Annotated in this window: 21 protein-coding genes and 1 tRNA gene; 16 read left to right on the top strand and 6 right to left on the bottom strand. The window is 41.9% G+C overall.

What is annotated here, in order from left to right:
• The first annotated feature begins 70 nt into the window (after positions 1 to 70).
• Together V7K45_RS13380 and V7K45_RS13375 are read left to right on the top strand one after the other, a co-directional pair.
• Positions 71 to 706 (top strand): YqiA/YcfP family alpha/beta fold hydrolase, encoded by a 636-nt coding sequence (locus V7K45_RS13380; protein ID WP_335004066.1) that lies wholly within the window; start codon positions 71 to 73, stop codon positions 704 to 706.
• 105 nt (positions 707 to 811) lie between these two features.
• Positions 812 to 1,960 carry a histidinol-phosphate transaminase gene (locus V7K45_RS13375; protein ID WP_335004104.1) on the top strand — a complete coding sequence of 383 codons (1,149 nt, stop codon included), beginning with the start codon at positions 812 to 814 and terminating at the stop codon, positions 1,958 to 1,960.
• An 8-nt stretch (positions 1,961 to 1,968) separates the two neighbouring features.
• On the opposite strand, the gene V7K45_RS13370 is transcribed toward V7K45_RS13375, so the two are convergent.
• Positions 1,969 to 2,523, bottom strand: a complete 555-nt coding sequence (locus tag V7K45_RS13370; RefSeq protein ID WP_335004064.1) for a hypothetical protein — start codon at positions 2,521 to 2,523, stop codon at positions 1,969 to 1,971.
• A gap of 892 nt (positions 2,524 to 3,415) precedes the next feature.
• Positions 3,416 to 4,054 (bottom strand): GNAT family N-acetyltransferase, encoded by a 639-nt coding sequence (locus V7K45_RS13365; protein WP_442941993.1) that lies wholly within the window; start codon positions 4,052 to 4,054, stop codon positions 3,416 to 3,418.
• 1,029 nt (positions 4,055 to 5,083) lie between these two features.
• On the opposite strand from V7K45_RS13365, the gene V7K45_RS13360 reads away from it, so the two are divergent.
• The 3 genes from V7K45_RS13360 to V7K45_RS13350 all read left to right on the top strand — a co-directional run bounded on the left by V7K45_RS13360 (position 5,084) and on the right by V7K45_RS13350 (position 9,944).
• Positions 5,084 to 8,611: a response regulator gene (locus V7K45_RS13360; RefSeq protein ID WP_335004060.1), complete on the top strand. Its 3,528-nt coding sequence runs from the start codon at positions 5,084 to 5,086 to the stop codon at positions 8,609 to 8,611.
• 69 nt (positions 8,612 to 8,680) lie between these two features.
• Entirely contained in the window at positions 8,681 to 9,823 is a 1,143-nt protein-coding gene (locus V7K45_RS13355; protein ID WP_335004058.1) for a hypothetical protein, read from the top strand.
• A 50-nt stretch (positions 9,824 to 9,873) separates the two neighbouring features.
• Positions 9,874 to 9,944 (top strand) — tRNA-Gly (locus V7K45_RS13350).
• Between the two features lie 686 nt (positions 9,945 to 10,630).
• On the opposite strand, the gene trmB is transcribed toward V7K45_RS13350, so the two are convergent.
• Positions 10,631 to 11,278 (bottom strand): tRNA (guanosine(46)-N7)-methyltransferase TrmB, encoded by a 648-nt coding sequence (gene trmB, locus V7K45_RS13345; protein WP_335004056.1) that lies wholly within the window; start codon positions 11,276 to 11,278, stop codon positions 10,631 to 10,633.
• A 396-nt stretch (positions 11,279 to 11,674) separates the two neighbouring features.
• Between trmB and V7K45_RS13340 the strand changes: the two genes are divergently transcribed.
• The 3 genes from V7K45_RS13340 (at position 11,675) to V7K45_RS13330 (ending at position 13,858) form a co-directional block, all read left to right on the top strand.
• Positions 11,675 to 12,403 carry a MotA/TolQ/ExbB proton channel family protein gene (locus V7K45_RS13340; protein WP_335004054.1) on the top strand — a complete coding sequence of 243 codons (729 nt, stop codon included), beginning with the start codon at positions 11,675 to 11,677 and terminating at the stop codon, positions 12,401 to 12,403.
• 42 nt (positions 12,404 to 12,445) lie between these two features.
• Positions 12,446 to 13,138, top strand: a complete 693-nt coding sequence (locus tag V7K45_RS13335; RefSeq protein ID WP_335004052.1) for an ExbD/TolR family protein — start codon at positions 12,446 to 12,448, stop codon at positions 13,136 to 13,138.
• A gap of 357 nt (positions 13,139 to 13,495) precedes the next feature.
• On the top strand, positions 13,496 to 13,858 hold the full coding sequence (locus V7K45_RS13330; RefSeq protein ID WP_289798955.1) for a phage holin family protein: 363 nt from the start codon (positions 13,496 to 13,498) through the stop codon (positions 13,856 to 13,858).
• Positions 13,859 to 13,934: 76 nt separating this feature from the next.
• Here the strand turns inward: V7K45_RS13330 and psb29 are convergent, their stop codons facing one another.
• A complete protein-coding gene (gene psb29 / locus V7K45_RS13325; protein WP_335004049.1) occupies positions 13,935 to 14,642 on the bottom strand; it encodes a photosystem II biogenesis protein Psp29 in 708 nt (235 codons plus the stop codon).
• A 209-nt stretch (positions 14,643 to 14,851) separates the two neighbouring features.
• Between psb29 and V7K45_RS13320 the strand changes: the two genes are divergently transcribed.
• Complete coding sequence (locus V7K45_RS13320; protein WP_335004047.1) at positions 14,852 to 15,457, top strand: chromophore lyase CpcT/CpeT; 606 nt, start codon at positions 14,852 to 14,854, stop codon at positions 15,455 to 15,457.
• A gap of 56 nt (positions 15,458 to 15,513) precedes the next feature.
• Here V7K45_RS13320 and V7K45_RS13315 read toward each other — a convergent pair whose 3' ends face one another.
• Positions 15,514 to 15,882 (bottom strand): STAS domain-containing protein, encoded by a 369-nt coding sequence (locus tag V7K45_RS13315; RefSeq protein WP_094351701.1) that lies wholly within the window; start codon positions 15,880 to 15,882, stop codon positions 15,514 to 15,516.
• 280 nt (positions 15,883 to 16,162) lie between these two features.
• Positions 16,163 to 17,203 (bottom strand): oxygen-dependent coproporphyrinogen oxidase, encoded by a 1,041-nt coding sequence (gene hemF, locus V7K45_RS13310; RefSeq protein WP_335004045.1) that lies wholly within the window; start codon positions 17,201 to 17,203, stop codon positions 16,163 to 16,165.
• Between the two features lie 450 nt (positions 17,204 to 17,653).
• Between hemF and V7K45_RS13305 the strand changes: the two genes are divergently transcribed.
• From V7K45_RS13305 to V7K45_RS13275, 7 genes are all read left to right on the top strand, one after another.
• On the top strand, positions 17,654 to 18,178 hold the full coding sequence (locus V7K45_RS13305) for a polyketide cyclase / dehydrase and lipid transport (RefSeq protein WP_069070960.1): 525 nt from the start codon (positions 17,654 to 17,656) through the stop codon (positions 18,176 to 18,178).
• Between the two features lie 287 nt (positions 18,179 to 18,465).
• Positions 18,466 to 19,536 carry an Mrp/NBP35 family ATP-binding protein gene (locus V7K45_RS13300; RefSeq protein WP_335004042.1) on the top strand — a complete coding sequence of 357 codons (1,071 nt, stop codon included), beginning with the start codon at positions 18,466 to 18,468 and terminating at the stop codon, positions 19,534 to 19,536.
• Between the two features lie 160 nt (positions 19,537 to 19,696).
• Positions 19,697 to 21,010: a rod shape-determining protein RodA gene (gene rodA, locus V7K45_RS13295; protein WP_335004040.1), complete on the top strand. Its 1,314-nt coding sequence runs from the start codon at positions 19,697 to 19,699 to the stop codon at positions 21,008 to 21,010.
• A 95-nt stretch (positions 21,011 to 21,105) separates the two neighbouring features.
• On the top strand, positions 21,106 to 21,303 hold the full coding sequence (locus tag V7K45_RS13290) for an NAD(P)H dehydrogenase subunit NdhS (RefSeq protein ID WP_335004038.1): 198 nt from the start codon (positions 21,106 to 21,108) through the stop codon (positions 21,301 to 21,303).
• 79 nt (positions 21,304 to 21,382) lie between these two features.
• Positions 21,383 to 22,039 carry an HAS-barrel domain-containing protein gene (locus V7K45_RS13285; protein WP_335004037.1) on the top strand — a complete coding sequence of 219 codons (657 nt, stop codon included), beginning with the start codon at positions 21,383 to 21,385 and terminating at the stop codon, positions 22,037 to 22,039.
• Positions 22,040 to 22,188: 149 nt separating this feature from the next.
• A complete protein-coding gene (locus tag V7K45_RS13280; RefSeq protein ID WP_335004035.1) occupies positions 22,189 to 24,327 on the top strand; it encodes a cation:proton antiporter domain-containing protein in 2,139 nt (712 codons plus the stop codon).
• 469 nt (positions 24,328 to 24,796) lie between these two features.
• A complete protein-coding gene (locus V7K45_RS13275; protein ID WP_099099803.1) occupies positions 24,797 to 25,747 on the top strand; it encodes a UDP-glucuronic acid decarboxylase family protein in 951 nt (316 codons plus the stop codon).
• Positions 25,748 to 25,760 lie beyond the last annotated feature (13 nt).

Raw genomic sequence — 25,760 nt, 5'->3', positions numbered from 1 at the left:
GAGACACAACAAATGATAAATCTTTATTTATCAACACTCGATAATTTTTAACTCCTAACTATTTACAGCTTTGGACTACATATATCTTCACGGCTTTGCTTCTAGCCCTAAATCTGCCAAAGCGCGGGATATAGGCGATCGCTTTACCCAAATTCAGACAAGGCTGAAAATTCCCGATCTCAATGCTGGCGATTTTTCCCAATTAACCATCACTCGTCAGCTCGCTCAAGTTGCCGCAGAATTCAGCAATGATTCTACACCAGTAACAATAATTGGCTCAAGTTTGGGTGGTTTGACCGCTGCCCACTTGGGACAACAAAATTTGCAAGTGCAACGCTTAGTTTTGCTAGCACCAGCTTTTGGGTTTTTATGCCATTGGTTGCCTAAGCTAGGAGACAAAGAAGTACAGCGTTGGCAGCAAGAAAAATATATTATGGTCTACCACTATGGGGAACAGCGCTCGCTTTCCTTAAATTACAATTTCGTGATAGATGCTGCCCAATACCAAGAAAAGTTTTTACAACGCCCTATCTCCACACTGATTTTGCATGGCAAAAAGGATGAAGTCATTCCGATCGAAGCTAGTCGCGACTTGGCGCGATCGCGTCCTTGGGTAAAGTTAGTTGAACTCGACAGTGACCACGCCTTGGGTAATGTTATGGAAGAAATTTGGCAGGCAATTCGCCTCTTTTGCCAATTACCTTGAAGTTGTAAAATATTAGACTCACACATAAATAATGTCCTTAGTCATTTGTCCTTTGTTAGTTACTAATGACCAATGACTAATGACCAATGACTAATGACTAAAACTATGCTTCCCTTCATCCGGTCAGATTTAGCCCAATTCAGTGCCTATAAACCTCACCCTAGCAGCGATACAGCCAATTGTGTCGCCACACAGTTCGATCGGTTAGATACAAATGAAAGCCCCTACGATTTACCTCCTGAATTAAAAGAGAAGCTGGCGTGGACTTATCAGCAAGTAATTGAAACAAATCGTTATCCTGATGGCGGACATGAAACACTTAAGAATGCGATCGCTGAGTACGTTAATCAGTCAGCCGACCTCTCATCATCGTTATTTACTGCTGCTAATATTTCTGTTGGTAATGGTTCAGATGAACTAATCCGCTCTTTATTAATCGCCACCTGTTTAGGAGGAGAAGGATCAATTCTCGTTGCCAATCCCACTTTCTCAATGTACGGGATTTTAGCACAAACTTTGGGCATTCCTGTAGTGACGGTGGGGAGAAATGAAACAAATTTTGAAATTGACATAAGCGCCGCACAGTCTGCGATCGAACAAACTCAAAATCCCCCCATTCGCGTAGTTTTCGTAGTCCATCCCAATTCGCCGACTGCCAACAGCTTAACTGCGGCAGAGTTAGCGTGGTTAAAAAGTTTGCCACAGCATATTTTGGTAGTAATTGATGAAGCTTACTTTGAATTCAGCCAAACTACCCTAGTAGGTGAATTAGCACAGCATCCTAATTGGGTAATATTACGCACTTTTTCTAAAGCTTTCCGTTTGGCATCTCTCCGTATTGGTTATTGCGTTGCTCATCCTGAAGCGATCGCCATTTTAGAAAAAGTTCGCTTACCCTACAATCTCCCCAGTTTTTCTATAGCAGCTGCCTTAGTTGGTTTGCAAAATCGTACACTCTTGCTGGAATCAATTCCTCAGACCCTGAGTGAACGAGCTAAACTCATCGAAATTTTATCCCAGCAACCGGAACTACAAATTACTCCAAGTGCTGCCAACTTTATTTACCTGCGTCTTAAACCAAATGGCTTTAATTCACAAGAAGCTGCTTTAAAAACTTTCCACCAGAAACTTAGAACACTTGGCACTCTTGTACGACACATTAGCGGAGGATTGCGAATTACTGTCGGAACGATAGAAGAAAACGCCCGCACCGTTAATCGAGTAAAAGCTGCTTTGACAAATTTGTCATCTTAGCAATTTACTCAGTAATTAAACCTGCTATTTACCTCACTGCCCAAACGGCGTACTACTCCCACTGTTTGTGGCAGCACACCTACTAAAAGTGCAAAAGCAACATCCGGCAAAAGAGCCACTATTTCTGGTGGAAAGTATTGTTCAAATTGATCGAGAATCTTCTGGACTCGCTGCCCAGGCATTGGATTCTCTGTAATTTGTTTGATCAATCGAATCCACTGTCGCCTAATCAAGTAAGCCTTCTGGCGTTCTTCATTAGATTCAGGAGTTAATAAAGAGAGATTACCTATGGGCAGCGCCCTTTGGCAATCACAATCGTAATCCCCACCCACAGCAGCCCCAGGCCCAGCAAACTCTGCATGGTAGCGTTTAAAGAGTATTAATCCATTTCGCCTACGACTATTGACGATGAAAACTTCTCCACTGTGCAAACGTGTAAGGATATCCGAGCTTTGTGATTGCTCAGTTCCGTCTGACATGACAACAGAGTCAAGGAAAGTAGTTTCAGGGTAATAAGTTGATACCATAGAGGTCTGATAGCGTCGATGCTGTTCGCTATCCATGTTTTTTAAACTTTTAATGAATGTTGTTGTAGTATGCACTTCAAAACGGAACTAGCTGTTATATCAAATCAACTTTTTGAATTCTTTTATTATCAACACTTTCCTGGTCAATTTAACTAAAAACAGCAATATATAGGCGTTGTTTTAGTAATTGAGTGATTATATTTTATGAGATATAACTAGATTTGTCTGTAAACAATACTCGTGTTTTCTTAAAGTTTTTATAAAGATGAATAAATGAATTACAAAGTTATTATGAGGAAATAATGGTTTTTTCAACGCTATTTCATCTATGTTCCCATTATAGTCCATTTTCATTTATATCAAATGCTTGAAAAAATTTGTTAACCATAAATCCCAAAAGTTAAATTTAACATTTTTTAACATTAAAAATATTTACTAAAAAGATAATTTGTTTATAAGGACAAGGGGATTTTTTGTAAAAAGTTTCAATCAAATATTCTTTTGAGAAAAAAATATCAAAAGCTATTTACTCGCTTCGTAAATTAACAAACATCTTTTAGTTTTGATTTATAGGACTCCTATTTGATTGCGTGAGAAAACTCAGTATAACTCAAAGATCCTTCTTTATCTTAGCTCTTGCCTGCTAAACCAAGTCAGTCCTCGAAATCAAAGCGGATTTATATGGATATTTAGCTAATATTGGCTAAATATCTCATTAAACCCCGTCCATTTGAAAACCTAGAGTTCTTAATAAGAGTATATTATTTAGTCCTGGCTTGAGTTTTGAGCTTTCTCTAAGTCAGAATAACTATGGTTCTCAAGGTAGACATGGTTTAGCTTAGTTTGTGTTTACTTGCCGCTATAAGTTACAGATTTTATCGAATTAATTGGAGCAGAATACAAAACTTTGCAATTACCAAAACAAAACTCAGATAATAGAATCAGCACTCAGGTGCTTGTGCAATAACATCTGGCTTGAGCGTCTTAGAAGAAATGTATTCCAATTAGATTCGACTTTATGCACTCGATATCCCAGCTTGAAATAAAGCTGTCGTGCTTGATGGTTATTTTCTAAAACATGGAGATATAAGTCTTGAAATCCCCACTCGCGAGAGACTTTTTCACAGCTAGTAAGTAATCCTGAAGCCACACCATGTCTACGGTATTTTGGGTGAACCGCTAAATTAGATAAGTAAGGAAAACCTACACCAACCTGGCTCCATGAATCATTACTATAGCGTACACCCATTTCCACACTTCCTACTAAGTTATTAGCCTCACCAGTAGTAGCTTCAAGGGCAACTAAGCAAAGATGACGAGGCGCAGGTGATGCCATCCGATGCCTTAAGTCTTCGTAAATACCCAGACGTAGCAATGGGAAAGCCCATCCCCATATACCGTTGTGGGAGTGAAAGCTTTCAGTAATAATTTGAGCAACACCAATCAAATCAGCAGGTGTAGCTGTACGAATTTGGAATTGGCAGGAAGCTGGATCGATTGCCTGTTGGTGGTATGGGTGAAAAAACCGATATTTCAAGGCTAGTTTAGTATTGATTTTATTCAACAAAAATTTTCTCAAATATCCTAAAACAAGATTTAAACTAAATCAGAACTTATAGAGTTGCCCAGGAGATTTAACTGAACCAATATTGGTAATTCGCTTTTTCTTGTAGATTAAACAAATTTTACACTTTAGTTTGGAGTTTTATAACCTGCATTTTTGAAAGAGTATTAGGAGTTACAACTTTATAAATCTATAACCTTAAACTCAGTATCTTCATTGCACACCTTCTTTTAGGTAGGCAGAATAGCAAACTGATTACCACAAAAACATCTCTAAAGTGATAGAGCTTTTAGCGAGTGGGCAGAGGAATAGCATAACTTATCTGTAAGCAGCATCTCCAAAATTGTTAAGTAAGTACACTATTGGCAAACTGTGGTTTCAAACTACCCTTGGTTACAGTACTGAACTTGTTTTTTACAGTTACCGCACACTGATACTACTTTGCCACTAAGTCCTAGAAGTAAGCTGTACAGGTACTGGGACAAGAATCTGTAAGGTTTCCTAATCCCTAATCTCTAACTCCTCAACCACTAACACTTGTCTTAATGATAGTTCTGATTGCTAAATTAGAAAGAGGTATTTGTCTAATAGTATACTTTGGCTTTAAATCTTATTGTTTGAATTTCGCTGACTCTACCATGACTACCATAAATAAAATTTACCTGCAAGTGTTATTACAACATCTGTGGAGGGAAAACTTAATATGCAGCTTTATCTGGATTTTTCAGCTGGCTATGAGCGCTGTATGTATTATCAGACATTGCTCACAGGAGGTGAAAAAAGATTTGGCAAGTAAGCGTCGACTCTGTAACACTAAAACTGACAATGAAAGCAATTACCCTGCACCAACGCAAACGGTAATCGGCACAAGCAATTGAGACGAATTACTGTGAGTAAACGCTCCTACACTCAGCAGTCATGTAGCCAAACAGCCCTATTGGTCGAAATGCTCTGCTCTTACCTGACTCAGAAAAATCCTTACCTGATCAGATTATTCTTTATCCGACTGCCGTTGCAGCAGGAAAGCGGTGCATGAAATCCCAAGCAAACAGTAAGCCTAAAATTTTGGTTGTCGATGATGAACCAGACAACCTTGACTTGCTTTACCGCACTTTTTATCGCGATTATAAGGTGCTAAGGGCAACCTCTGGCCCTGCGGCCCTCGATCTGCTGGCTCAAGAGGGAGAGATCGCGGTGATCATCTCCGATCAGCGGATGCCAATGATGAGCGGTACAGAATTTTTGAGCCTGACAGCAACTCAATATCCAGATATTATCCGGATTATTTTAACTGGCTACACCGATGTCGAAGACTTGGTGGAAGCAATCAATGCTGGCAAGGTATTTAAATATGTCACTAAACCGTGGGAAGCGGAAGAACTAAAAGCAGTAGTACGGCAAGCTTTGGATACTCACAATGTCCTCAAAGCTAGAACCCGCGAACTTACCCGTACACTACGTCAAGAATCGCTGCTGAATACCGTGACCAATACGATTCGCAGTGCTTTAGACTACAGACAAATTTTGCAAGCAATTGTAGATACAGTGGGTCATATGTTGGAGGTGGATGTTTGTCTGCTACGTCCCTTCCAAGATGAGCAGTTGGCGGATAAAGGGTTTATTTATCAGAAGCCTCTTTCTGAAGAAGCCCTTGAGCAGGGGAGTACAGGGGAAGTTGGAGTAAGTCTTTTTCCTCTACCCCCCATTTCCTCTCCTTCTTTGTCTCTTTTGGCTCAGACGGTATGGGAAACTCGCGAAGTCCAGGTAATTCACGATGCGATCGATGATGAGCGCATTCACGGTAACACTCCCGAGCTGCGTGAGCGGGAGCAAGCTTTTGCTGCTGCTAACATTTGTTCTAGTTTAGTTGTGCCATTGATCTGCCAACAAGAACTGATGGCAGTGCTAGCACTGCACCAGTGTTCTGTTCCTCGTTTCTGGGGCGAGGATGAGGTGCAGTTAGTGTTGATGGTAGCGGATCAGGCAGCCTTAGCTTTGTCTCAAGCTTATGCTTACGAACAAGTACGTGCCCTTGCTAAACGGGAGAGCTTGATTAATACGATTACTAGCGCAATTCGCTCTAGCTTAGATCCTCAAGATATCTTTGCGGCTATTACCCAACAATTGGGACAAGTTTTACAAGTTGATGGATGCGTCTTGTCTTTGTGGACAGAGGAAGATGAATTTGTTGAATGTGTGGGTTTATATGATAGTTTTCAACATCTAGAAAATTTAAGAGCGCCAGCCCCAGATAATAATTCAAGTAGCAATCATCACCTACCAAACCAGAGATTACCCTATTCTCAAGCATCGATTCAGGAAAATCCCATCCTCCAACAAATGCTACAGACACATGAACCTGTGGTAATTGGTAATGTGAGCCATTCTCCCTCAGATGTGCGGGGTTTTGATTTGCCTTTAAAAATGCCAGCGCGATCGCTAATGTTCGTACCATTATTAGCTGATGGTAAATGCATCGGTAGTATTACGTTGCATGAAGGTAAAAAAGTCCGCCAATGGCTCCCATCTGATATCGATTTGGCGAAAGCAGTGGCAGCGCAAGCCGCGATCGCTGTGCAGCAGTCACACTTATATCAAAAAACTCGCCAACAAGCGGAACGGTTACTGGAATTAGACAAACAAAAAACCGAATTTTTTCAAAATATTTCCCATGAGTTTCGCACACCGATTACCTTGATTCAAGGGCCTTTAGAGTCGGCGGTAGCGGCTGGTGAAGGATTATCTTACTCTCAAAGTGCGATCGCCCTGCGTAACTCCCGCCGCCTGCTGCGACTGGTAAATCAACTCCTGGATTTACAACGCCTGAATGCCGGGAGAATGCAGCCTAGCTTCCATCCCTGTAATTTAGTCGAATTTGTCAGCCAAATAGTTGAATCTTTTCGTCCTTACTGTGAGAAAAAGAGACTGCATCTCGTTACCCAGTTAGATGAGTGTTCGACGGTGTACTTGGACATGGAAAAATTTGACAAGGTGGTTTATAACCTCTTGTCAAATGCCATGAAGTTTACTCCCGAAGGTGGCACCATCAGTGTCAGACTAAAATCTGAGCGCGATCGCTGCATATTACAAGTGCAAGATACTGGAATTGGTATTGTTAAAGAACAAATTCCCCACTTATTCGAGCGCTTTCGCCAAGCTGAAGGTTCAGCAAACCGCTCCTATGAAGGCAGTGGTTTAGGTTTAGCTTTAGTTAAAGAATTAGTCGAATTACATGGTGGTCAAGTTACCGTGGAATCAGTTTATGGTGAAGGTACTACTTTTAGTTTATGGTTGGTGACTGGAAATGCTCATTTACCTGCACAGCAAGTACTAGAAACGCCTACCGAAGTGAATACAAGCCGCGCTAGCGTAGAATTAGCTGATTTAGAACTAGTAGAGTCAACAACAGACAATATTGAAGATATTACAATAAACCTCTCCCCCAGTGTTGATGCTCAAGACTCAGCACATAAGACTCAGCACTCAATTTTAGTTGTAGATGACAACCCCGATTTGCGAACTTATGTATCTGAAATTTTCCGCCGTAATGGCTATCATGTACAAACAGCTCGTAACGGTCATGAAGGGCACAGTAGAGCTAAGGAAATTCTACCCAGCTTGATTGTGACTGACTTAATGATGCCCTTAGTCAGCGGACTTGAGATGATTCAAATGATCCGCAATGAGGAGACGTTGAAAGGAACACCAATCATTCTGCTGACAGCGAAAGTAGATGAAGAAACCCGCATCGAAGGTACAGAACATGGCGCGGACGCTTATTTAGCAAAACCATTCAACGATCGGGAACTTTTGGCGGAAGTTCGCAATCTTTTAGCGTTGAAAGAAAATGAACGGCGAATTGTGGAGTTAAATACTTATCTAACAGAATCGGTGCTAAAGCGCTTTTTGCCTGCTGTATTGGTGCAAAAAGCCGCAACCGGAGATTTAACGTTAGATTTGCGCCCAGAACCACGCTTAATTACAGTTTTATTTAGCGACATTGTGGGTTTTACACAGCTAGCAAATACTCTCAGATCTCGACGAGTTGCAGAGTTGCTAAATGAATATTTAGAAGCCATGACCAAAGTTGTCTTTAGCAATGGCGGCACTGTAGATAAATTTATGGGAGACGCTATTTTAGCTTTATATGGAGCGCCGGAAGAACTAACCCCTAACGAACAAGTGCGTCGTGCCATTAATACAGCAAGAGCAATGCACCGCTCACTGGCTGACTTGAACCAACGCTGGCGAGAGCAAGGTGTATTCGATAGCGACAAACTTACTAGCGTACAGTTCCGGTGTGGTATTCACCAAGGTACTGCTGTTGTGGGGATGTTTGGTAGCGCTGAACGAGCCGATTATACTGCTATTGGCCCAAGTGTCAATATTGCCGCAAGGTTACAAGCTGCTGCTGTTCCCGGTACAATCCTGGTTTCTGCTGCCGTAGCAGATTATTTGCAGGAAGGAGAAATTACTAAAGGTAGTCCGCTAGAACTTAAAGGAGTAGATGAAACAGTTTTAACTTTTGCTGTTTCACCAGAGGTAATGGTTAATCGCTAAAATTTAGACTGGTATTTTAAAGCATTACCTAATGAGTAAAAGTGCATAATCATATCCAGTTTATATAATATGACACCATCGGTTGCAGACAAAACTCCAATTCCAGCCAAGGTCTGGAGACGACACACCGATCCACCAGGTTTGTGGATTTTTGTCGTTGTCAGTTCAGCCTCTCTGCACTTGCTGGTGTTCTGGCTGATGCGCTCATCTAATGCATTTAGTCTGTGGTTTCCCCAGCAAAATCAATCTGCTGTTCCCATCGAATTGATAGAAATTGCTCCTAAAACAAAATCAATAATCAAATCAAAATCAACAGCCAAAATAGTTTCGTCAAAGCCACTATCCTCAACTCAAAAGTCTGTACCAGCACGTTCATCACAAACAGCACGAACTACGCCTAGAAATCAAGATTTTGGCGCAATAAATTCTCCTAAGAATCTCCAGAAAAAGAGCCGAATTTACGCCTCTCAACCTAATAGCGAACCTTCTAGACAGCAGATAGTCCCCACGCCAACACCGAAACCTATAGCTAAAGCCACACCGACACCTACACCTAAAGCTACGCCGAAACCTATAGCTAAAGCCACACCGACACCTACACCCAAAGCCACGCCGACACCTATAGCTAAAGCCACGCCGACACCTACAGTTCCAGTCGGCAATTTACCTTGGAAGCGTCGTCAAGAAATTAAACTGGGAAAGGGAACGCAATTACCAACAGGTATTCCATCAAATCGACCAGTTTCAGAGCCTTCCACTAGAGAAACTCCAGCAACTTCCACTAGAGAAACTCCAGCAACTTCCACTGGAGGAGCATCGGTAGCAGTAGTAGCTCCCTTATCTAGAAATGAAGTGATTAGCTTGATACAATCAAAAGGATTCCGACAAGATGCTTTACCCGACGTTATCGCTTTATACAGGGGAAGCAACACAAAACAATTAGACCCAAGTTTTCTTGTCCACAATTCGGAACTTGAGCCAGCACAACTTTTGGCTAGCTTGATAATTGACCAGAATGGCAACTTTCAACAGGCTGTAATTCTAGAAATAGAACCAGCAAAATTGCAAAGTGAAAAAAGTACATACGAGCAAGTCCTGAGCGAAGTTTTCAAAACAGAAAACTTTTTTGCTGCCCATAATAACGATGGCACAAAACCAGAATTGAGCAATTTGTATGTCAGGATCAAAATGCAACCTGCAAATTCTAACTAAATGCTTGCATTTTTACAGAAACTGTGTTATGTTTATAGGGTTGGAAATTTGCGGGCGTAGTTTAGTGGTAAAACTATAGCCTTCCAAGCTATTAATGCGGGTTCGATTCCCGCCGCCCGCTTAGAAAAAACTTTTTAAATATACGAGTGCAAAAACCTGGACTCAAACCGAGATTGCCAAAAAGATTATCGACAAAAAAGCAGATTCTGTTCTGGCACTCAAAGCAAATGATCCAACTCTCTACCATCAGGTAGAACAATGGTTTTAAATAGCCGCTGCACAGGATTTTCAAGGCATTAATGTCAGTTATGAGACCGGATTGAAAAAGGACATCATCGCACGGAAATTCGCCCCTGTTGGTCTGTTCTGATTTTGGCTCTAGGTAAACTTTATCAACCCAAAATCTGGGCTAGACTGCAAAGTTTTATCGTGGTTGTTCGGGAGCGTCGTCTTTGGAACAAAACGACTCGTGAGGTTCAATAAATATGGTTTCAATGTCAACCATATCAACGACTTTACTCGTAATTTTATATACTAATTAAAGATTTTTAACTTGGATTGCTAATGATTTGGCATAACAAATACTGAATAACCAAATAAATTTTGGCATTAATTATCAGAGAATATTTCACTAAAACTTTAACCTTTAATAAAACATTTATGTCTTAAAAACTTGTCCAAGTTATAAGCAATACCTAACGACAAGATAATAGGTAAGACTTCAGTCTATATTACTAAATAGTCTTAAAGCTAATAAAAAAACTTGTAATTCCGAATTGTGGGGCAGAGTTGGTATGACTAACATCTCTAGTCAATACTCTTTACCCTTTCAAACAAAGCTCGATAGACAGGCTCACCTTTTTTTTGCGTGCTTATTTCTCGTTCTGTGGGGACTGGTAGCGGATTTTCGGCTAGCCATTCTTCTGTACCAACTTTCTGAAAAGCTGAATTAGCAGCAAAGCGATCGCGCATTTCCACAGCCACAAATTCCATATCTGATTGCAAAAATACCAACCCTCCAACCGCAAGATAATTAGCTAAGTCTGCCACTAGTTCTGGTTGGACTACACGACGTTTAGCATGGCGGGTTTTAAACCAAGGATCGGGGAATTGAATTGTAACGCGTTGTAAACTACCTGGAGGGAGGGAAGATAACAGCGATCGCAGTGAATTATTCACATTGCAAAATAAGTAGTGCAGGTTTGTTAAACCTAACTCAGAACGTAACTTGTTCGCCTCTACCACCAACGGTTCCCGAATTTCCAAGCCGAGAAAATTCCAGTTGGGTTCTATCTTGGACATATTCAACAAAAACAGTCCCTTAGCGCAGCCAATATCTAAATGTAGTGGTTGATTTGGCTTTGCATAAATTTCTTCCCAGTCAAGAGGACTTGCTGGTGTTTGATACTTTTTACCAAGTGGATTAACATGCTGGCGGACTCGGACTGCTGCCAAAATTTGTTCTCCTGTACGTGACAATATCCTGTGGTGATTCAGGTTATATCAATTCAAAAAACGTTTGCGACCAAACACCCCACCCTCACTGACATGCACCCTCCCCGAAGCCTTGGAGAAGGTTGGGTAGGGTCTTATCTATGTATTGCATTCTTTTTTCAAATTGGTATTACAAGGAAGTCTAGCAAAAGTATGCCAAAAATTATCGGTCTATGATTCAATTGCTTACCCAGCAACAAGTTAGTACAGCAGTCTCAGTCAAATACATCATCCTTGCACTGTTTTTTTAGGTTTTCGAGAAATTTATATTTTGGAAGTCCCTCATTTTGCATTAATCTCTAGAATTAAAATGCCTTAACACATTTGCTTTAGTCGTGGAGGGAGGAAAGTTAAACAGTGGATATTTTAGATTTGTTTTATAAGGGCGGGCCAGCGATGTGGCCTTTGCTAATTCTCTCGATTTTGGCTTTGAGTGTCATTTTCGAGCGTTTGTGGTTCTGGTTGCGAATTTTGACTCAGGAAAAGCAAATAGTCGATCGCATTCTAGATGCTGCTCAGGATAATTGGGAAGTAGCTGCCGACATCGCAAGACAAGCAAGCCATCAACCTGTCGGGCGCTTTCTCTACGCCCCTCTACGTTTTGCGAAAAGTGATGCGGAAACTTTTCGACTAGCACTTGAGGCTACGGCAGAAGACGAATTGGCCGGGATGCGGCGGGGCGAAAAACTTTTAGAAGCCGTGATTGCTCTAGCGCCGTTGCTAGGATTGTTGGGTACAGTTTTGGGTTTAATCCACTCTCTGCGCTCAATTCGGATTGGCGATTTGGGAACTGAATCTACTGCTGGAGTGACTACTGGTATTGGTGAATCCTTAATTAGTACGGCAAGTGGGCTAATAGTTGCCATCATTAGTTTGGTATTTTACCGCCTATTTCAAAGTTTTGTAGTCAACCAAGTTAAAGTTTTTCGGAAGGCAGGGAATGAGATGGAATTACTCTATCGCCAGTCTCCTCCTGACTTTAGCAATAGAACATCAGCAATTGTGCCAGAAAATTTCACTCCACCCCGCAAGCCAGGAAAGACTAGAGTTTCTGAACCTCCTGAACCCCCAAATACACCTAATTAATAGTCAATAATTAAACCCCTGAACCAGGCTTGAGAGTGAGACATGAAAGTTAATCTACATACTCCAATTGAAGAAGTCCAAATTCAAATCATCCCTTTAATTGATGTCGTTTTTTGTATCTTGACATTTTTTTTATTAGCGGCTTTACAATTTACACGGCAACAGGCAATAAATGTTGATTTGCCTAAAGCCAGCCCCAGTACAGTCTCTGGAATAACGTCACAGAGTGGAAGTGTGATTGTTACCATCGATGCTGTGGGCAATACTTACATAGAAAAACAGCCTGTAAAACAGGAAGATTTGAGACAGAGTTTAAAACAGTATCTCCAAGCAAACCCTAATGCCGTTGTCGTGCTGAATGCTTCGCGTACTGCAACTTACAATGATGTAATTGAGACATTGGACTTGCTAAGACAAGTAGGGGGCGATCGCGTTTCTTTAGGAATTATTCCTGGCCCATCTCAACCATCCATAAACTCGCCTAACCAGTCTACTGTCCCCTCTTTCCCAATCAATCCTGGAACTGGTGCAGTACCAGGAATCAATCCCGAAGGGAATATTACCCCAAAATTCCCCTTAGCACCTAATTCTGTACCCTTTCCTAGCATCACTCAGCCTCCAACTGGGCAAGGTATCAGTCCTATCAATCCTGGCATTTCTCCCGTAGTTCCTAACTCACCAGCGCCTCAAGCGCCTGTAGCACCCAAACAAACCCAACCTCCTCTTAAAAGATGAGATAAGGGAAGGGGAATTGGAGATGGGGGATTGGGCATAGGTTATTCTTTTTATCTCCTTGTCCCCCACTCCTCACTCCCCATTCCCTCTTCAAGCCTTTTCCCAAACCTAAAGATATCTAGAATAAATCTTGGCTAGATAAAAAAAAACTGCTAATTTACAAATAATTGGTTGAGCTTTAAAGATTTTTCCACCTATAGACTGAGCAATTTATCACCAATTACCATCCACATTTCATACCAAATTGGGGAAGGATGTCCAAATAGGTTAACAGATTGAAAAGCGCTTATATCAAGCGTCTTTCAGTGTGTCCTAATTACGAATTACAAATTACTAATTAGTATCAGGGGTTGTGGCATGAATATCGTGACGCTTTTAATTGTTTGGGTAGTAACAGCTATCAGCTTGTTGATAATTAGTAAGTTGCCTTTAGGAGTTGAAATTGATACTCCTGGTAAAGCGTTTCTTTCTGCCGCAGTACTTGGTATCGTAACGGCAATAGTCAGACCAATTTTAAGTCTCATTTTTGCAGTACCAAATCTACTCACATTGGACTTATTATCCGGCATTTTCACATTTATGATTGCCGTGGTTTGTTTTAGTATTGCTGCTTGGCTAGTAGAGGGCTTTCGCTTGCGTTACGGGATTTGGAGTGCTGTTATTGGGGCATTTACGCTGACTATAATTAACAGCTTAATATACAAAATATTGGGCGTCTAAGAGTTAGGAGTTAGGAGTGAGGAGTTATTGACAACTCCTCACTCATAACTCCTAACTCATCACTGCCAAATTCTAACTATTCGTTGGAACTTGGGGGAGCAGCTGGGGTAGTTGATTGTTGTTTACGTTGCTCGCGTTTTTTGCGATCGGCTGAGAGGATATCTGCCATCACCACTAGCGCTTGCGCCATTTTGTCTAGGTTAGAACGGTATAATTCCAAATCCTTGTTAAGTTTGTCATCGGAGAGGTGCAAGCCAGCAGCGATCGCTTTCAGCGCCTCAGTGAGTTGCTTTTCGTCTTTGACTAATTCGGGATCTGACTGTTCTAATAACGAAAATACACCAATTGCGAACAAACGGTTGTATTTAAAGTTAGGATTATTGGCGATCGCTTGTAGGGTTGCTTGCAAGTCAACATCTCGATCTAAGTAAGTAGTTTGGCCCAGCCACCCAATTAAATCTTTAACTGGCAAACCTTTAGCTACAGCTTGCAATCTCTGGGCATCCTGTCGATAGCGTTGTGGATCTGTTTCTATAGCCTGACATAAGGCGTTAAAAATGGATTCTCGATCCCGTTCTGGTTGATAGCCTTCCATGAAGCGATCAAAAGTAGTGACGACACCCAAGGCATAAATTGGATTGTAGCTAAAATCGATATTTACTGACAGCAGATGCATTTCCACCATCAATTCTTCTACTACTCGACGATAAATAGTGTTGATCGGACGGGTGTGAAGATTGTAGAAAGTTCGCTTTGTATCAGAGACTGTACGGACGTTATTCACAAAGAAAAAAGAAATGTTAAGGGCGACGTATCTTTATTTTCTCGCTTAAAGGCTACTTTGCCAAGTTTAGCTTTTAGCGGGTGACGGTTTCATTTACAATATATACACATCAAAAGTATTTTATAAGCTGGTTACTACAGGAAATAAGACCCTTTCTCCTAAAAGACTAGCTAAAAATTATTATCCTTAATGATTTATTTATTGTACTTATGAACTTCTCGCCACAGTTAATTGCTTTAGGTGAGTACCTAGCTGGTGAATTTGACAATCGGGAACAAGCCATAGCAGAACCAGTTTGGTATGTCCACCTCCGTCTGTGGCAAAGACCAGTTAATCTGTTTACAGAAGATAGCATTACCTTGTTTGCCGAACAGGCTAACGTTATTACCCTAGATAAACCTTACCGCCAGCGAATTATCCGGTTGCGTCAAAGCAGCGACTCTGACGCAACCGTGGAAGTACAATATTATATGCCTCAAGATCCAGGTGCATTAAAAGGCGCAGGTGATAACCCTGCTCTACTAAACACACTGACATCCGAGCAATTAGATTTACTACCAGGTTGTATCCTAACAGTTACTCACGAGAAACTAGCAGGCGATCGCTATAAGTTTACCGCTACCCCACTACCAGAGACTCGTTGTAGCTTTACTTATCTTGGCAATAGCATCCATGTTTCTTTAGGTTTTGCAGCTACAGCGACAGAATTTCACAGCTACGACAAAGGAATTGATCCCGTAACTGGAAAAGCAACCTGGGGAGCGATTATCGGGCCTTATCGCTACACTAAGCGAAATCAGTATTCAATAAGATAAAGTTATGAGCTTTTGAGTTATAGAATTAACTCTTTACTCTTAACTTCTAACTTTTTTTAGCTGGCAATGCTACGAGGCACACCTTCTAAAGCTTCCTCCTCTGTTTCAAAGATTTCAAAAACAGTATCCATCATCGTCACTTCAAACACGAGTTTGGCTTCTGGATGTACATTGCAGATGCGGAAACTGCCTTTGACTTTATCAGCATCACGCATTCCAGCTACCAAAGATGTAAGACCAGAACTATCAATAAAATTTACCTGAGCCAGATTTACAACTACATGGCGACTGAGTTTGGAAATACACTCTTGTAACTTCAGGCGAAATTGCCAAGCTGTGGTTATATCCAGACGGCCTGATGGTGTCAAGACGATAACAGTGTTTCCGTCTTGGGTTGTATAAGTTTTTTGGTCTATATGAATCACTAAAGCCCTCCCCGTGGCATTCCTTTTAAGATTAACTAGTGACAGAATTTTCTAATGCTGTCACTTGAGATTAACAAGCTATAGCTAAATTTGTCACCTTTTTCAGCTAAGTGCTTAACTTTAGTAGTTATAACTCACCAAAATAGTGGGGAGTGGGAGAGATGAGTGAGATAAGGGAGTCGGGGAAGATCGGGATAATTATCATAACTTCTCACTCAGCACTCAGCACGGGCTAAACCTTAGCTAACAGCACTCAGCACTCAGCACTCAGCACTCAAAACTATTTGGGTGTCCAATTGATCCAATCTTGAGGTTTGAGGAAGGTTTCATACAACTCGGCTTCAGGGGAATTGGGTTCGGGTTGATAGCCGTATTCCCAGCGCACTAGGGGAGGTAGGGACATGAGGATTGATTCGGTGCGTCCGTTGGTTTGTAGACCAAAAATAGTGCCTCGGTCATAAACCAAGTTAAATTCTACATAACGTCCCCGGCGATAGAGTTGAAAATTCCGTTGGCGATCGCCATACTCTATCCCATGTCGCCGTTCTACAATTGGTACGTAAGCTGGTAAAAATGCTCTGCCACAATCTTGTACAAAGGCAAACAAATCTTCCCAATTGCGGGTTGCTGGTGTTCCCACCTGATTGCTATAAATAGCCGCTTCTCCATTGGGATTTGGCCCGCGATATAAAGCACCTTGGCCATCTTGGTAATCAAAAAATAGACCACCCACACCCCGTGTCTCATCACGATGCTTGAGATAGAAATATTCATCACACCACCGCTTAAACACCGGGTAATACTCTGGGTGGTGTTGGTCGCAAGCTTGCTTTAATGTTTTGTGTAAATGTGCCGCATCTTCAGCAAAGGGATAATAAGGTGTCAAGTCAAGACCGCCACCAAACCACCACACAGGCCCCGCTTCAAAGTAGCGATAATTGAGATGAACTGTCGGCACATAAGGATTGTGAGGATGTAATACCATTGACGTGCCTGTGGCATAAAAGCCATGCCCTGCTGCCTCCGGGCGTTGAGCTAAAATTGAGGCTGGCAAATGGGAACCCCAAACTTCAGAAAAATTTACACCTGCTTGTTCAAATATTGCACCATCTCGCAGTACGCGCGATCGCCCTCCTCCTCCTTCTGGGCGTTCCCAACTATCTTCATTAAACTTAGCCACACCATCCAGTTTTGCCAATGATTCGGTAATTTCGTCTTGCAGTTGTTTCATAAACTGACTGACCCTAGTCTGAGCATTATCTGCTGGCAAAGACTTGGATGATTCTGCTTCTACAGTTGGTATTTGCGAGTTGGTCAACATAGATTCCCGAACCTAAATTACAATTTCCAGAAAGCCACAAATTTTTCATTTTAAAATTTGGGGGAAACACGCGCCAACAATCTAGCTTTATTTGCCAAACCCGCTTTTTTCTTCCTGGGTTAAGCATTTATCCGATTGATGGGCATCACTAGAGTTATTTTCCCTCAAATGCGTATAGGCTTGTATATTGAATTAGTTTTTTTTGAAATTCTTAATTGGAATATTCTGGTATAAAGACTAAATTTTAGTCTTAAGCTTGAAGTATCAACGATTTGACTGGCCTACTCAGAAATTTTTTGCCATATTGCTGATGTTGGCTGTTAGGGTTTGTATCGAATCGAGGCTTACTATGTTTAGGGCATTTTTGAGAAAGTTTTAATTTAGCAGTTGAGCATAGTTGTACACCATACCAGAGTTACCAGAAAGTATCTAGGGAGGAGGATTAGGAAAATGCAAGGTTGGTTATCCAAATTCATCCACCGCAAACGTCGTCGGTTTTGCGCTTCTCTGGTGTGGACGTATCGAGAGATTAGTTCTGCTTCTGTAGATGAACTGTGGCAAAAAGTGGTTGACTTAACAGATGTTTCTTGGCATCCACAACTTAAGAGTACTAATGTTCCCCACGGATTAGTACCCAAACCAGGATTAATTTTTCAAGCTGTAACACGCTTTTCGCCGATTCCTATCAGAATTTTTGTAGAACGCGTCAATCCCAGAGAGATGCTGAGTATCCGAGTGATGGCGATTCCTGGAATAGAGGAACGGGTAACTTACCAAGTAGAGTCAACAGTTTGTGGTACTTGTTTGTCTTATTCTGTAACCCTACGGGGTTGGTTATCGCCCCTAATTTGGTCTTTATCCCGTCCTTATGCAGACCGCGTTGCCCGTTCTTTAGTCGAGGCAGTAGAAAAGACGGCATTACCAGCGGTATCTGGTCAGAAAAAATCTCTTAATGACAGTTGTTTTGATTTTTAGGTACTAGGGATTGGGGAAGGAGCAGGAGAGCAGGGGAGCAAGGGAGCAAGGGAGCAGGGGAGAAGAGTTTTCCCCTCAGCAATAGTAGTAGCGTGCCCCTCTGACTCTTTTCAATGCCCAATGACCAAAGAAAGTTAAGATTCTATTAGGTAATAATGCTATTTGCTAAGTTTTATCACGGCAGTAACAGCGATAAAACTTAGCTGACCTTACTTTAAGAAGGCATCCAGTTAATAGCTAAGATATTCCCCCCAAGTGTATTTATTCTTTTTGAATTTTGAATTTTTATGTACGATGTCCTCGATTCTCGCTCTGTCTTAGAAGTTTTGCGACCAGTGGAAGACCCAGAACTCCGCAAAAGTCTGGTAGAACTGAATATGATTCGCAACGTAAAAATTGATGGTGGTAAGGTTAGTTTCACTTTAGTGTTAACCACCCCTGCCTGTCCTTTACGTGAATTTATTGTCGAAGACTGTCAGAAAGCTGTCAAAAAACTCCCAGGCGTTACAGATGTCAGCATAGAAGTGACGGCAGAAACACCGCAGCAAAAAAGTTTACCCGATCGCACTGGCATTTCTGGAGTCAAAAATATTATTGCTGTTTCCAGCGGTAAAGGTGGCGTTGGTAAAAGTACGGTGGCAGTGAATGTTGCAGTGGCTCTAGCCCAAACTGGGGCGAAAGTCGGCTTGCTAGATGCTGATATTTACGGGCCCAATGACCCCACCATGCTGGGTTTGTCTGATGCTCAAATTACTGTGCGTTCTAGTGAAACAGGCGACATCCTGGAACCTGCTTTTAATCACGGCGTCAAATTAGTTTCAATGGGCTTTTTGATTGACCGAGATCAACCAGTAATTTGGCGGGGGCCTATGCTCAATGGTGTAATTCGCCAGTTTCTCTATCAAGTTGAATGGGGTGAACTGGACTATCTGATTGTAGATATGCCACCGGGAACCGGAGATGCTCAGTTAACTTTAACGCAAGCAGTGCCGATGGCAGGGGCAGTAATTGTCACCACACCGCAAAACGTAGCTCTGTTAGATTCTCGCAAGGGATTGCGGATGTTCCAGCAGATGAATGTTCCAGTATTGGGGATCGTGGAAAATATGAGCTATTTTATCCCTCCGGATCGACCAGATAAGCAATATGACATCTTTGGTTCCGGTGGTGGCTCTAAAACAGCTGCTGAACTGGGAGTGCCGCTGTTGGGGTGCGTACCGCTAGAGATTTCCACGCGAGTTGGTGGTGACAGCGGTGTGCCGATAGTCGTTGGCGACCCAGATTCAGCTTCAGCAAAAGCATTAACAGCGATCGCTCTTACCATTGCTGGTAAAGTATCAGTTGCTGCCCTGACATAATTATAAATTTTGATTTCTATCTACTTCCTGGGCTATAGCTTGGGAATACTAGAAATTGGGTGTTAGGGATTAGAGAAGTTGGGGAAGAATAACTATTGAATATTGACTAATTCCCAATTCCCAATTCCCAACAATTAAAGCTAAAGTCTAAACTGGCACAATGTTGTTAAAACGATCGCTCCCCAAAATTCGCTGGAAGTCTTGGGTTAAGCCCTGGCAGCATGTAGATTGGCTACTTTTTTGTTTGCCGATTGCTGTCAGTATTTTTGGCGGACTGATGATTCTCAGTACTGAACTGAAGCAGCCAGTAACTGACTGGTGGTGGCACTGGATGGTAGGGGGTATCGGCGTGCTTATAGCCCTATTTTTATCTCGCATCCGGTACGAACTCTTGATGCAGTGGCACTGGGTAACATACACTCTGACGAACTTCAGTTTAATTGCCGTGATGATTGCTGGTACTAGCGCCAAAGGGGCGCAGCGGTGGATTAGTATTGCCGGCTTTAACGTGCAACCCTCAGAATTTGCCAAAGTCGGCATGATTATTACCTTAGCAGCGTTGCTACACAGGCGGACTGCTTCTAGTCTCGAAGGTGTTTTCCGCGTTTTGGCAATCACCGCGATACCTTGGGGACTAGTATTTTTACAGCCAGATTTAGCAACATCGCTGGTATTTGGTGCGATCGTCTTAGGAATGCTTTACTGGGCAAATGCTAATCCCGGCTGGTTAATTCTGATGATTTCTCCAGTGGTTGCCGCCATTTTATTTAGTATATCTTGGCCTTTAACAGAGCCGATAGTTTTATTCAAAGAACTATCTTTTGGCCCTTTAGGGTTAATTTGGTCAGTTGCAATGGCTATTGTGGGCTGGCAAACTCTTCCTTGGCGTCGATTTGGTTTAGGTGCTATCGGTGCGTGGACTCTCAATATACTGGGTGGCGAATTAGGAGTATTCGCCTGGAACCATGTTTTGAAAGAGTATCAAAAAGACCGGCTGGCTGTATTTATGAATCCAGATCACGATCCACTAGGTGCTGGATATCACTTAATCCAATCTCGCATTGCTATTGGTGCTGGTGAAATATGGGGATGGGGTCTGTTCAAGGGGCCAATGACGCAACTGAATTTTGTACCAGAACAGCATACAGACTTTATTTTCTCCGCAGTGGGGGAAGAATTTGGTTTTGTCGGTTGTTTGTTAGTGCTGTTTGTCTTCTGCTTAATTAGCTTTCGTCTACTGCATATTGCCCAAACCGCCAAAGATAACTTTGGTTCCTTGTTGGCTATTGGCGTTTTGTCCATGATTGTCTTTCAGGTGATTGTGAACGTTGGCATGACTGTAGGTTTAGCACCTGTGGCAGGAATTCCCCTACCTTGGATGAGTTATGGGCGTTCTGCGATGCTTACCAACTTCATTTCCTTGGGAATAGTAGAATCGGTAGCAAATTTTCGACAAAGACAGAAGTATTATTGATTCGTCATTAGTCATTTGTCCTTTGCTAATGACTAATGACAAATGACTATTAACAAGTATTAAGCTATTAAAAGGAAACAAGCGAGGCTAAAAAAATGATTCTGCCTGGAGCAACTGTTCGCGTCAAGAATCCCGCAGATACCTATTATCGCTACGAAGGACTCGTGCAACGGGTGAGTGACGGGAAAGTAGCTGTATTATTTGAAGGTGGTAACTGGGATAAATTAATTACCTTTCGCCTGAGGGAATTGGAAGTCGTAGAAACCACCGCCGGACGTAAAAAAGCCAAATAAGATTAGTCATTAGTCATTTGTTCTTTGTCATTTGGCAAAAACTAATGACTAATGACGAATGACTAATGACTAAATCACTATGCGCCTCCCTTTACCACAGTTTGCCACTGGCGATCGCCATCCGAACCACATTGCGGAGGTGATTGAAACTACTAGTACGGAATTTTTAGCTCAGTGTTTGGAACCAGAAGATTTAAGCTTTCCCTCAATGCCACCCTTTGGTAGTTGGGTCTGTTCTGTAGATGAAGAATCTGGCAATCAAATTTATGCTGTAGTCTATTATGCCACAACTATGCCCATAGATTCCGTACACAGGGCGAGAGCTTTGGGGTTGTCCTTGCAAGACTTACGGGAGGAACAACCCCAAATATTTGCTATGCTCCGCACAGAATTCCGGGCTGCGATCGTTGGATTTGAACTATCTTCGCAAAATCAAAGTTATAACCAAAGAGTATATCAGTATCTTCCACCACGTCCCCCGCAAATTCATCAAGCTGTTTATCAATGTGAACCAGAAGCTATCATTAAATTTACTGAAGAACTAGATTTTTTACGGACACTGCTGTGTATAAATGGTGCGCCAATCGAGTCTTTAACCGCAGCTGCCATTCGAGATGTATACCAGTTACGCAAAGCTGACCGACAATGGCTAATTAAAGCTGGACGTAGCTTAAGTGTGCTACTGAAAGATGACTACGATCGCTTACGGTTCATTTTGAGTCAAATCCACCCGTAGGTAGTTAATTCTTAAATAATTGCCTAGTTAGTGTAAATTAAGAAGATTTTTGATTTTTCCTCAGGTGGCTTTTCTATTTATTCATATTGATCGGGCGATCGCCCCCAAGGTAATCGCTGTTTTACCATAGCCCCTTCAATTCCTAATATATGGAACTAATATCACAAGTTCTTGTTCTAGAACCAACTTCCCAAGTTCTTGGCAAAGAACCAATTGTTCCCTTTGCTATTTTGCTGGTGGTCATCTTAGTTATACCCATCATGTTTGAGCGGCTAAGATTACCAGGATTAGTGGGTTTGGTTTTCTCAGGGCTAGTACTTGGGCCCTCAGGTTGGAATCTTTTTCAGTCTGACTCACCAATGATTAACCTACTATCAGACATTGGGTTAATTTATTTGCTGTTTGTCGCTGGGCTAGAAATTGATTTAGAACAGTTTCGCCGGGAAAAAAGTCGTGCTTTTGGGTTTGCTAGCTTGACTTTCAGCGTACCCCTACTCATGGGAACATTAGTAGGGTTGATTTTAGGCTATGGCTGGAATACTTCAATCTTAATTGGCTCTTTATTCGCTTCCTATACCCTTTTGGCATACCCCATAATCAGCCGTTTGGGAGTGGTAAACAACGAAGCTGTTACTGTCACTATTGGAGCTACGATTTTTACAAACATTGGAGCAGTACTGATATTAGCAATTTGTGTAGCTGTCTCTCATGCTGGAGCTTTCAGCTTTGCAAAACTACTCACTTTGTCGGGTTGGTTAATTATTTACTCTGTGGCCGTTGTGACAGGCTTTGATTGGGCAGGCAAAGAATTTTTCAAACGGTCTGGAGACGATGAAGGAAACAAGTTTTTGTTTGTGTTGCTTTCTGTGTTTCTGGCAGCTGTAGGCGCTCAAGTGATTGGGGTAGAAAAAATTGTTGGTGCTTTTTTAGCGGGTTTGGCGGTGAATGAAGCTGTGGGTGAAGGCCCAGTCAAAGAAAAGGTGGTATTCATTGGCAGTGTGCTGTTCATTCCCATTTTCTTTGTTGACCTTGGCTTACTGATCGATCTACCTGTCTTTGCGAACAATCTGAACACGCTCAAGTTAACGCTGTCGATCGTAGTTGGTTTGATTATCAGTAAATTGATCGCAGCTTTGTTGACAAAACTGGTTTACCGCTATAAGTGGCAAGAAATGCTAACGATGTGGTCGCTGTCACTTCCCCAGGTTGGTACAACCTTAGCAGCAACGTTAGTAGGGTATCAAGCTGGGTTGCTGCCACTAGAAGTATTACACAGTGTGATTGTTTTAATGCTCGTCACATCAACCTTGGGGCCGTCGATCACCAGTCGAGTAGCTGTTGGTTTAAATTCCTTACCAGATGAAGATCCAGCACCACCTCTAGCGGAGGAGAACGCATCAGAAACAGACAATGCTTTTACTATAGTAGTGCCTATATATAATCCTCAGACCCAGCAGTATTTGATTGAAATGGCGGCATTATTAGCACGTCAGTCTCATGGCAAAATTATACCCCTGGCGATCGCTACTGCTGCTGCTCAGATGGATGCGCCCCAGTTAGAAGCGTCTCTACAACGGAGTGAGTGGTTATTGAATAAAGCCACGACACAAAGTCGAACCTTGGGCGTAGCCGCAGAACCAGTGCTGCGAATCGATGATGCCTTTGCTCAAGGAATTAGCAGAGCGGCTCGCGAACAAAAGGCTAATTTAATTGTTATGGGTTGGGGTAAACGAACTGGGTTACGAGCGCGTTTATTTGGAAATGTGATTGATGGCGTGCTTTGGGCATCTCATTGTCCAGTAGCAGTGACACGTCTAGTAGAATCACCGAAAAAAATTCAGCGGATCTTAGTACCAATAGAAAATTTAACAGCGCCGACATTACAACCTGTACAATTTGCCCAGATGCTCGCAGAGGCAAATCAGAGCCACATTACTGTGCTAAATGTGTGCGATCGCCGCACTAGTTCTAGTAAAATCGCTTGGAGGCGATCGCATCTCTCCCTACTAGTATCTAAATTGGCTTTAGCCAATGCCCCAGAAATTCAAATCATCGCTCACGAAAATGTTGCCCAAGCGATTTTACAGGCAGCAAGATTATATGATTTAGTAGTTTTACCTTTTATACGTAATCGTACTAGTCCTGGAGGGTTAGCCATTAGCGATGTCACAACCCAGTTAGCCAGACAACTCACCTGTTCAATTATTATGCTTGGAGAACCGCAACGCACTCAAAGCCCAAATTTAATTATGTCTACTACGGTTAGCAGCATTACATCTGCTGTATGATGTAAGGCAGAATACAGTTCAAGTAAGTGGACTTGGGCTGCGTTAGCGTAGTCCGCCGGAGGCATCAAATTTCCGAAAATATTGGTAATAAATGAATCGGCTGTAGGGATTTACATCTGTATTATTTGCATATATTTTGTAGCGCGAGTATCAACCCGATTTCGATTAATTTTTGGTATCCAATTAAAAACTCAATAACCGTAAAAATACTTTATATTTTTGAAGATTTGATAAAGATCGGCTGAACAACAAACAATTTTTAAACAATTTTTGTTATTTTGCTAATTGAATTCTTAAGAAAACAGGTAAAAATATAACAAAACTACAACTGTGAAAAAATAAGTAAGTTCAACAACAATTTTTGATTGAGCCTTGTTCTTTTTTTTGTTTTGTATTTTTGTACCCAAGGTGGGTAATCTAAAAGTAAGCGCAATAGCTACTGAAAATATTTGTAAGTAACTGGGAAACTATGAGAATTTTGGTGACGGGCGGTGCTGGGTTTATTGGTTCCCATCTCATCGACCGACTAATGGCTGCTGGGCATGAAATAATATGCTTGGATAATTTTTACACTGGTCATAAACGCAACATTTTGAAATGGTTAGGCCATCCGTACTTTGAATTGATCCGTCACGATATTACCGAACCAATTCGGTTAGAAGTGGATCAAATTTATCATTTAGCTTGTCCTGCTTCACCAGTACATTACCAGTACAACCCAGTTAAAACCGTTAAAACTAACGTGATGGGAACACTGAATATGTTGGGGCTAGCTAAACGCGTAAAAGCAAGGTTTTTCTTAGCTTCTACTAGTGAAGTATATGGAGATCCAGAAGTTCATCCCCAAACTGAAGAGTATAGAGGTAGCGTCAATCCCATTGGAATACGTTCATGCTATGACGAAGGTAAAAGAATTGCTGAGACTCTAGCATTTGATTACTATAGGCAAAATAAAGTTGATATTCGAGTTGTGCGGATATTCAACACCTACGGGCCAAGAATGTTAGAAAATGATGGTCGGGTGGTGAGCAACTTTATAGTTCAAGCCTTGCAGGGTAATCCTTTAACCGTGTACGGTGATGGTTCGCAAACTCGTAGTTTCTGCTACGTTTCCGATTTGGTAGAAGGATTCATCCGCCTAATGAATAGCGACTACATCGGCCCAATGAACCTGGGTAATCCTGGTGAATACACGATTTTACAATTGGCACAAACTGTGCAAAATATGATCAATCCAGACGCGCAGATTAAATTCGAGGCACTACCTTCGGACGATCCCCGCCGTCGCCAACCGGATATCACAAAGGCAAAAACTTGGTTAAATTGGGAACCTACTATTCCTCTGCAAGAAGGTTTAAAACTAACAATAGAAGATTTTCGCGATCGCATTCAAAGCGATGTTAATAATTCAACCACCTGAGTGGCGTCTAATG

It is taken from the genome of Nostoc sp. (assembly GCF_036917375.1).
In the GTDB taxonomy this organism is placed as follows: domain Bacteria; phylum Cyanobacteriota; class Cyanobacteriia; order Cyanobacteriales; family Nostocaceae; genus Nostoc.
The sequence above is the reverse complement of the archived record's forward strand: the minus strand, read 5'-3'. Positions and strand labels throughout refer to the sequence as shown.

What these genes read in the sequence shown, in the direction of transcription:
- V7K45_RS13375 (WP_335004104.1), top strand. Translation starts at nt 812, where the DNA reads ATGCTTCCCTTCATCCGGTCAGATTTAGCCCAATTCAGTGCCTATAAA.
- V7K45_RS13370 (WP_335004064.1), bottom strand. Translation starts at nt 2,523, where the DNA reads ATGGATAGCGAACAGCATCGACGCTATCAGACCTCTATGGTATCAACT.
- V7K45_RS13360 (WP_335004060.1), top strand. Translation starts at nt 5,084, where the DNA reads ATGAAATCCCAAGCAAACAGTAAGCCTAAAATTTTGGTTGTCGATGAT.
- V7K45_RS13355 (WP_335004058.1), top strand. Translation starts at nt 8,681, where the DNA reads ATGACACCATCGGTTGCAGACAAAACTCCAATTCCAGCCAAGGTCTGG.
- V7K45_RS13335 (WP_335004052.1), top strand. Translation starts at nt 12,446, where the DNA reads ATGAAAGTTAATCTACATACTCCAATTGAAGAAGTCCAAATTCAAATC.
- V7K45_RS13330 (WP_289798955.1), top strand. Translation starts at nt 13,496, where the DNA reads ATGAATATCGTGACGCTTTTAATTGTTTGGGTAGTAACAGCTATCAGC.
- V7K45_RS13320 (WP_335004047.1), top strand. Translation starts at nt 14,852, where the DNA reads ATGAACTTCTCGCCACAGTTAATTGCTTTAGGTGAGTACCTAGCTGGT.
- hemF (WP_335004045.1), bottom strand. Translation starts at nt 17,203, where the DNA reads ATGTTGACCAACTCGCAAATACCAACTGTAGAAGCAGAATCATCCAAG.
- V7K45_RS13305 (WP_069070960.1), top strand. Translation starts at nt 17,654, where the DNA reads ATGCAAGGTTGGTTATCCAAATTCATCCACCGCAAACGTCGTCGGTTT.
- V7K45_RS13300 (WP_335004042.1), top strand. Translation starts at nt 18,466, where the DNA reads ATGTACGATGTCCTCGATTCTCGCTCTGTCTTAGAAGTTTTGCGACCA.
- rodA (WP_335004040.1), top strand. Translation starts at nt 19,697, where the DNA reads ATGTTGTTAAAACGATCGCTCCCCAAAATTCGCTGGAAGTCTTGGGTT.
- V7K45_RS13290 (WP_335004038.1), top strand. Translation starts at nt 21,106, where the DNA reads ATGATTCTGCCTGGAGCAACTGTTCGCGTCAAGAATCCCGCAGATACC.
- V7K45_RS13285 (WP_335004037.1), top strand. Translation starts at nt 21,383, where the DNA reads ATGCGCCTCCCTTTACCACAGTTTGCCACTGGCGATCGCCATCCGAAC.
- V7K45_RS13280 (WP_335004035.1), top strand. Translation starts at nt 22,189, where the DNA reads ATGGAACTAATATCACAAGTTCTTGTTCTAGAACCAACTTCCCAAGTT.
- V7K45_RS13275 (WP_099099803.1), top strand. Translation starts at nt 24,797, where the DNA reads ATGAGAATTTTGGTGACGGGCGGTGCTGGGTTTATTGGTTCCCATCTC.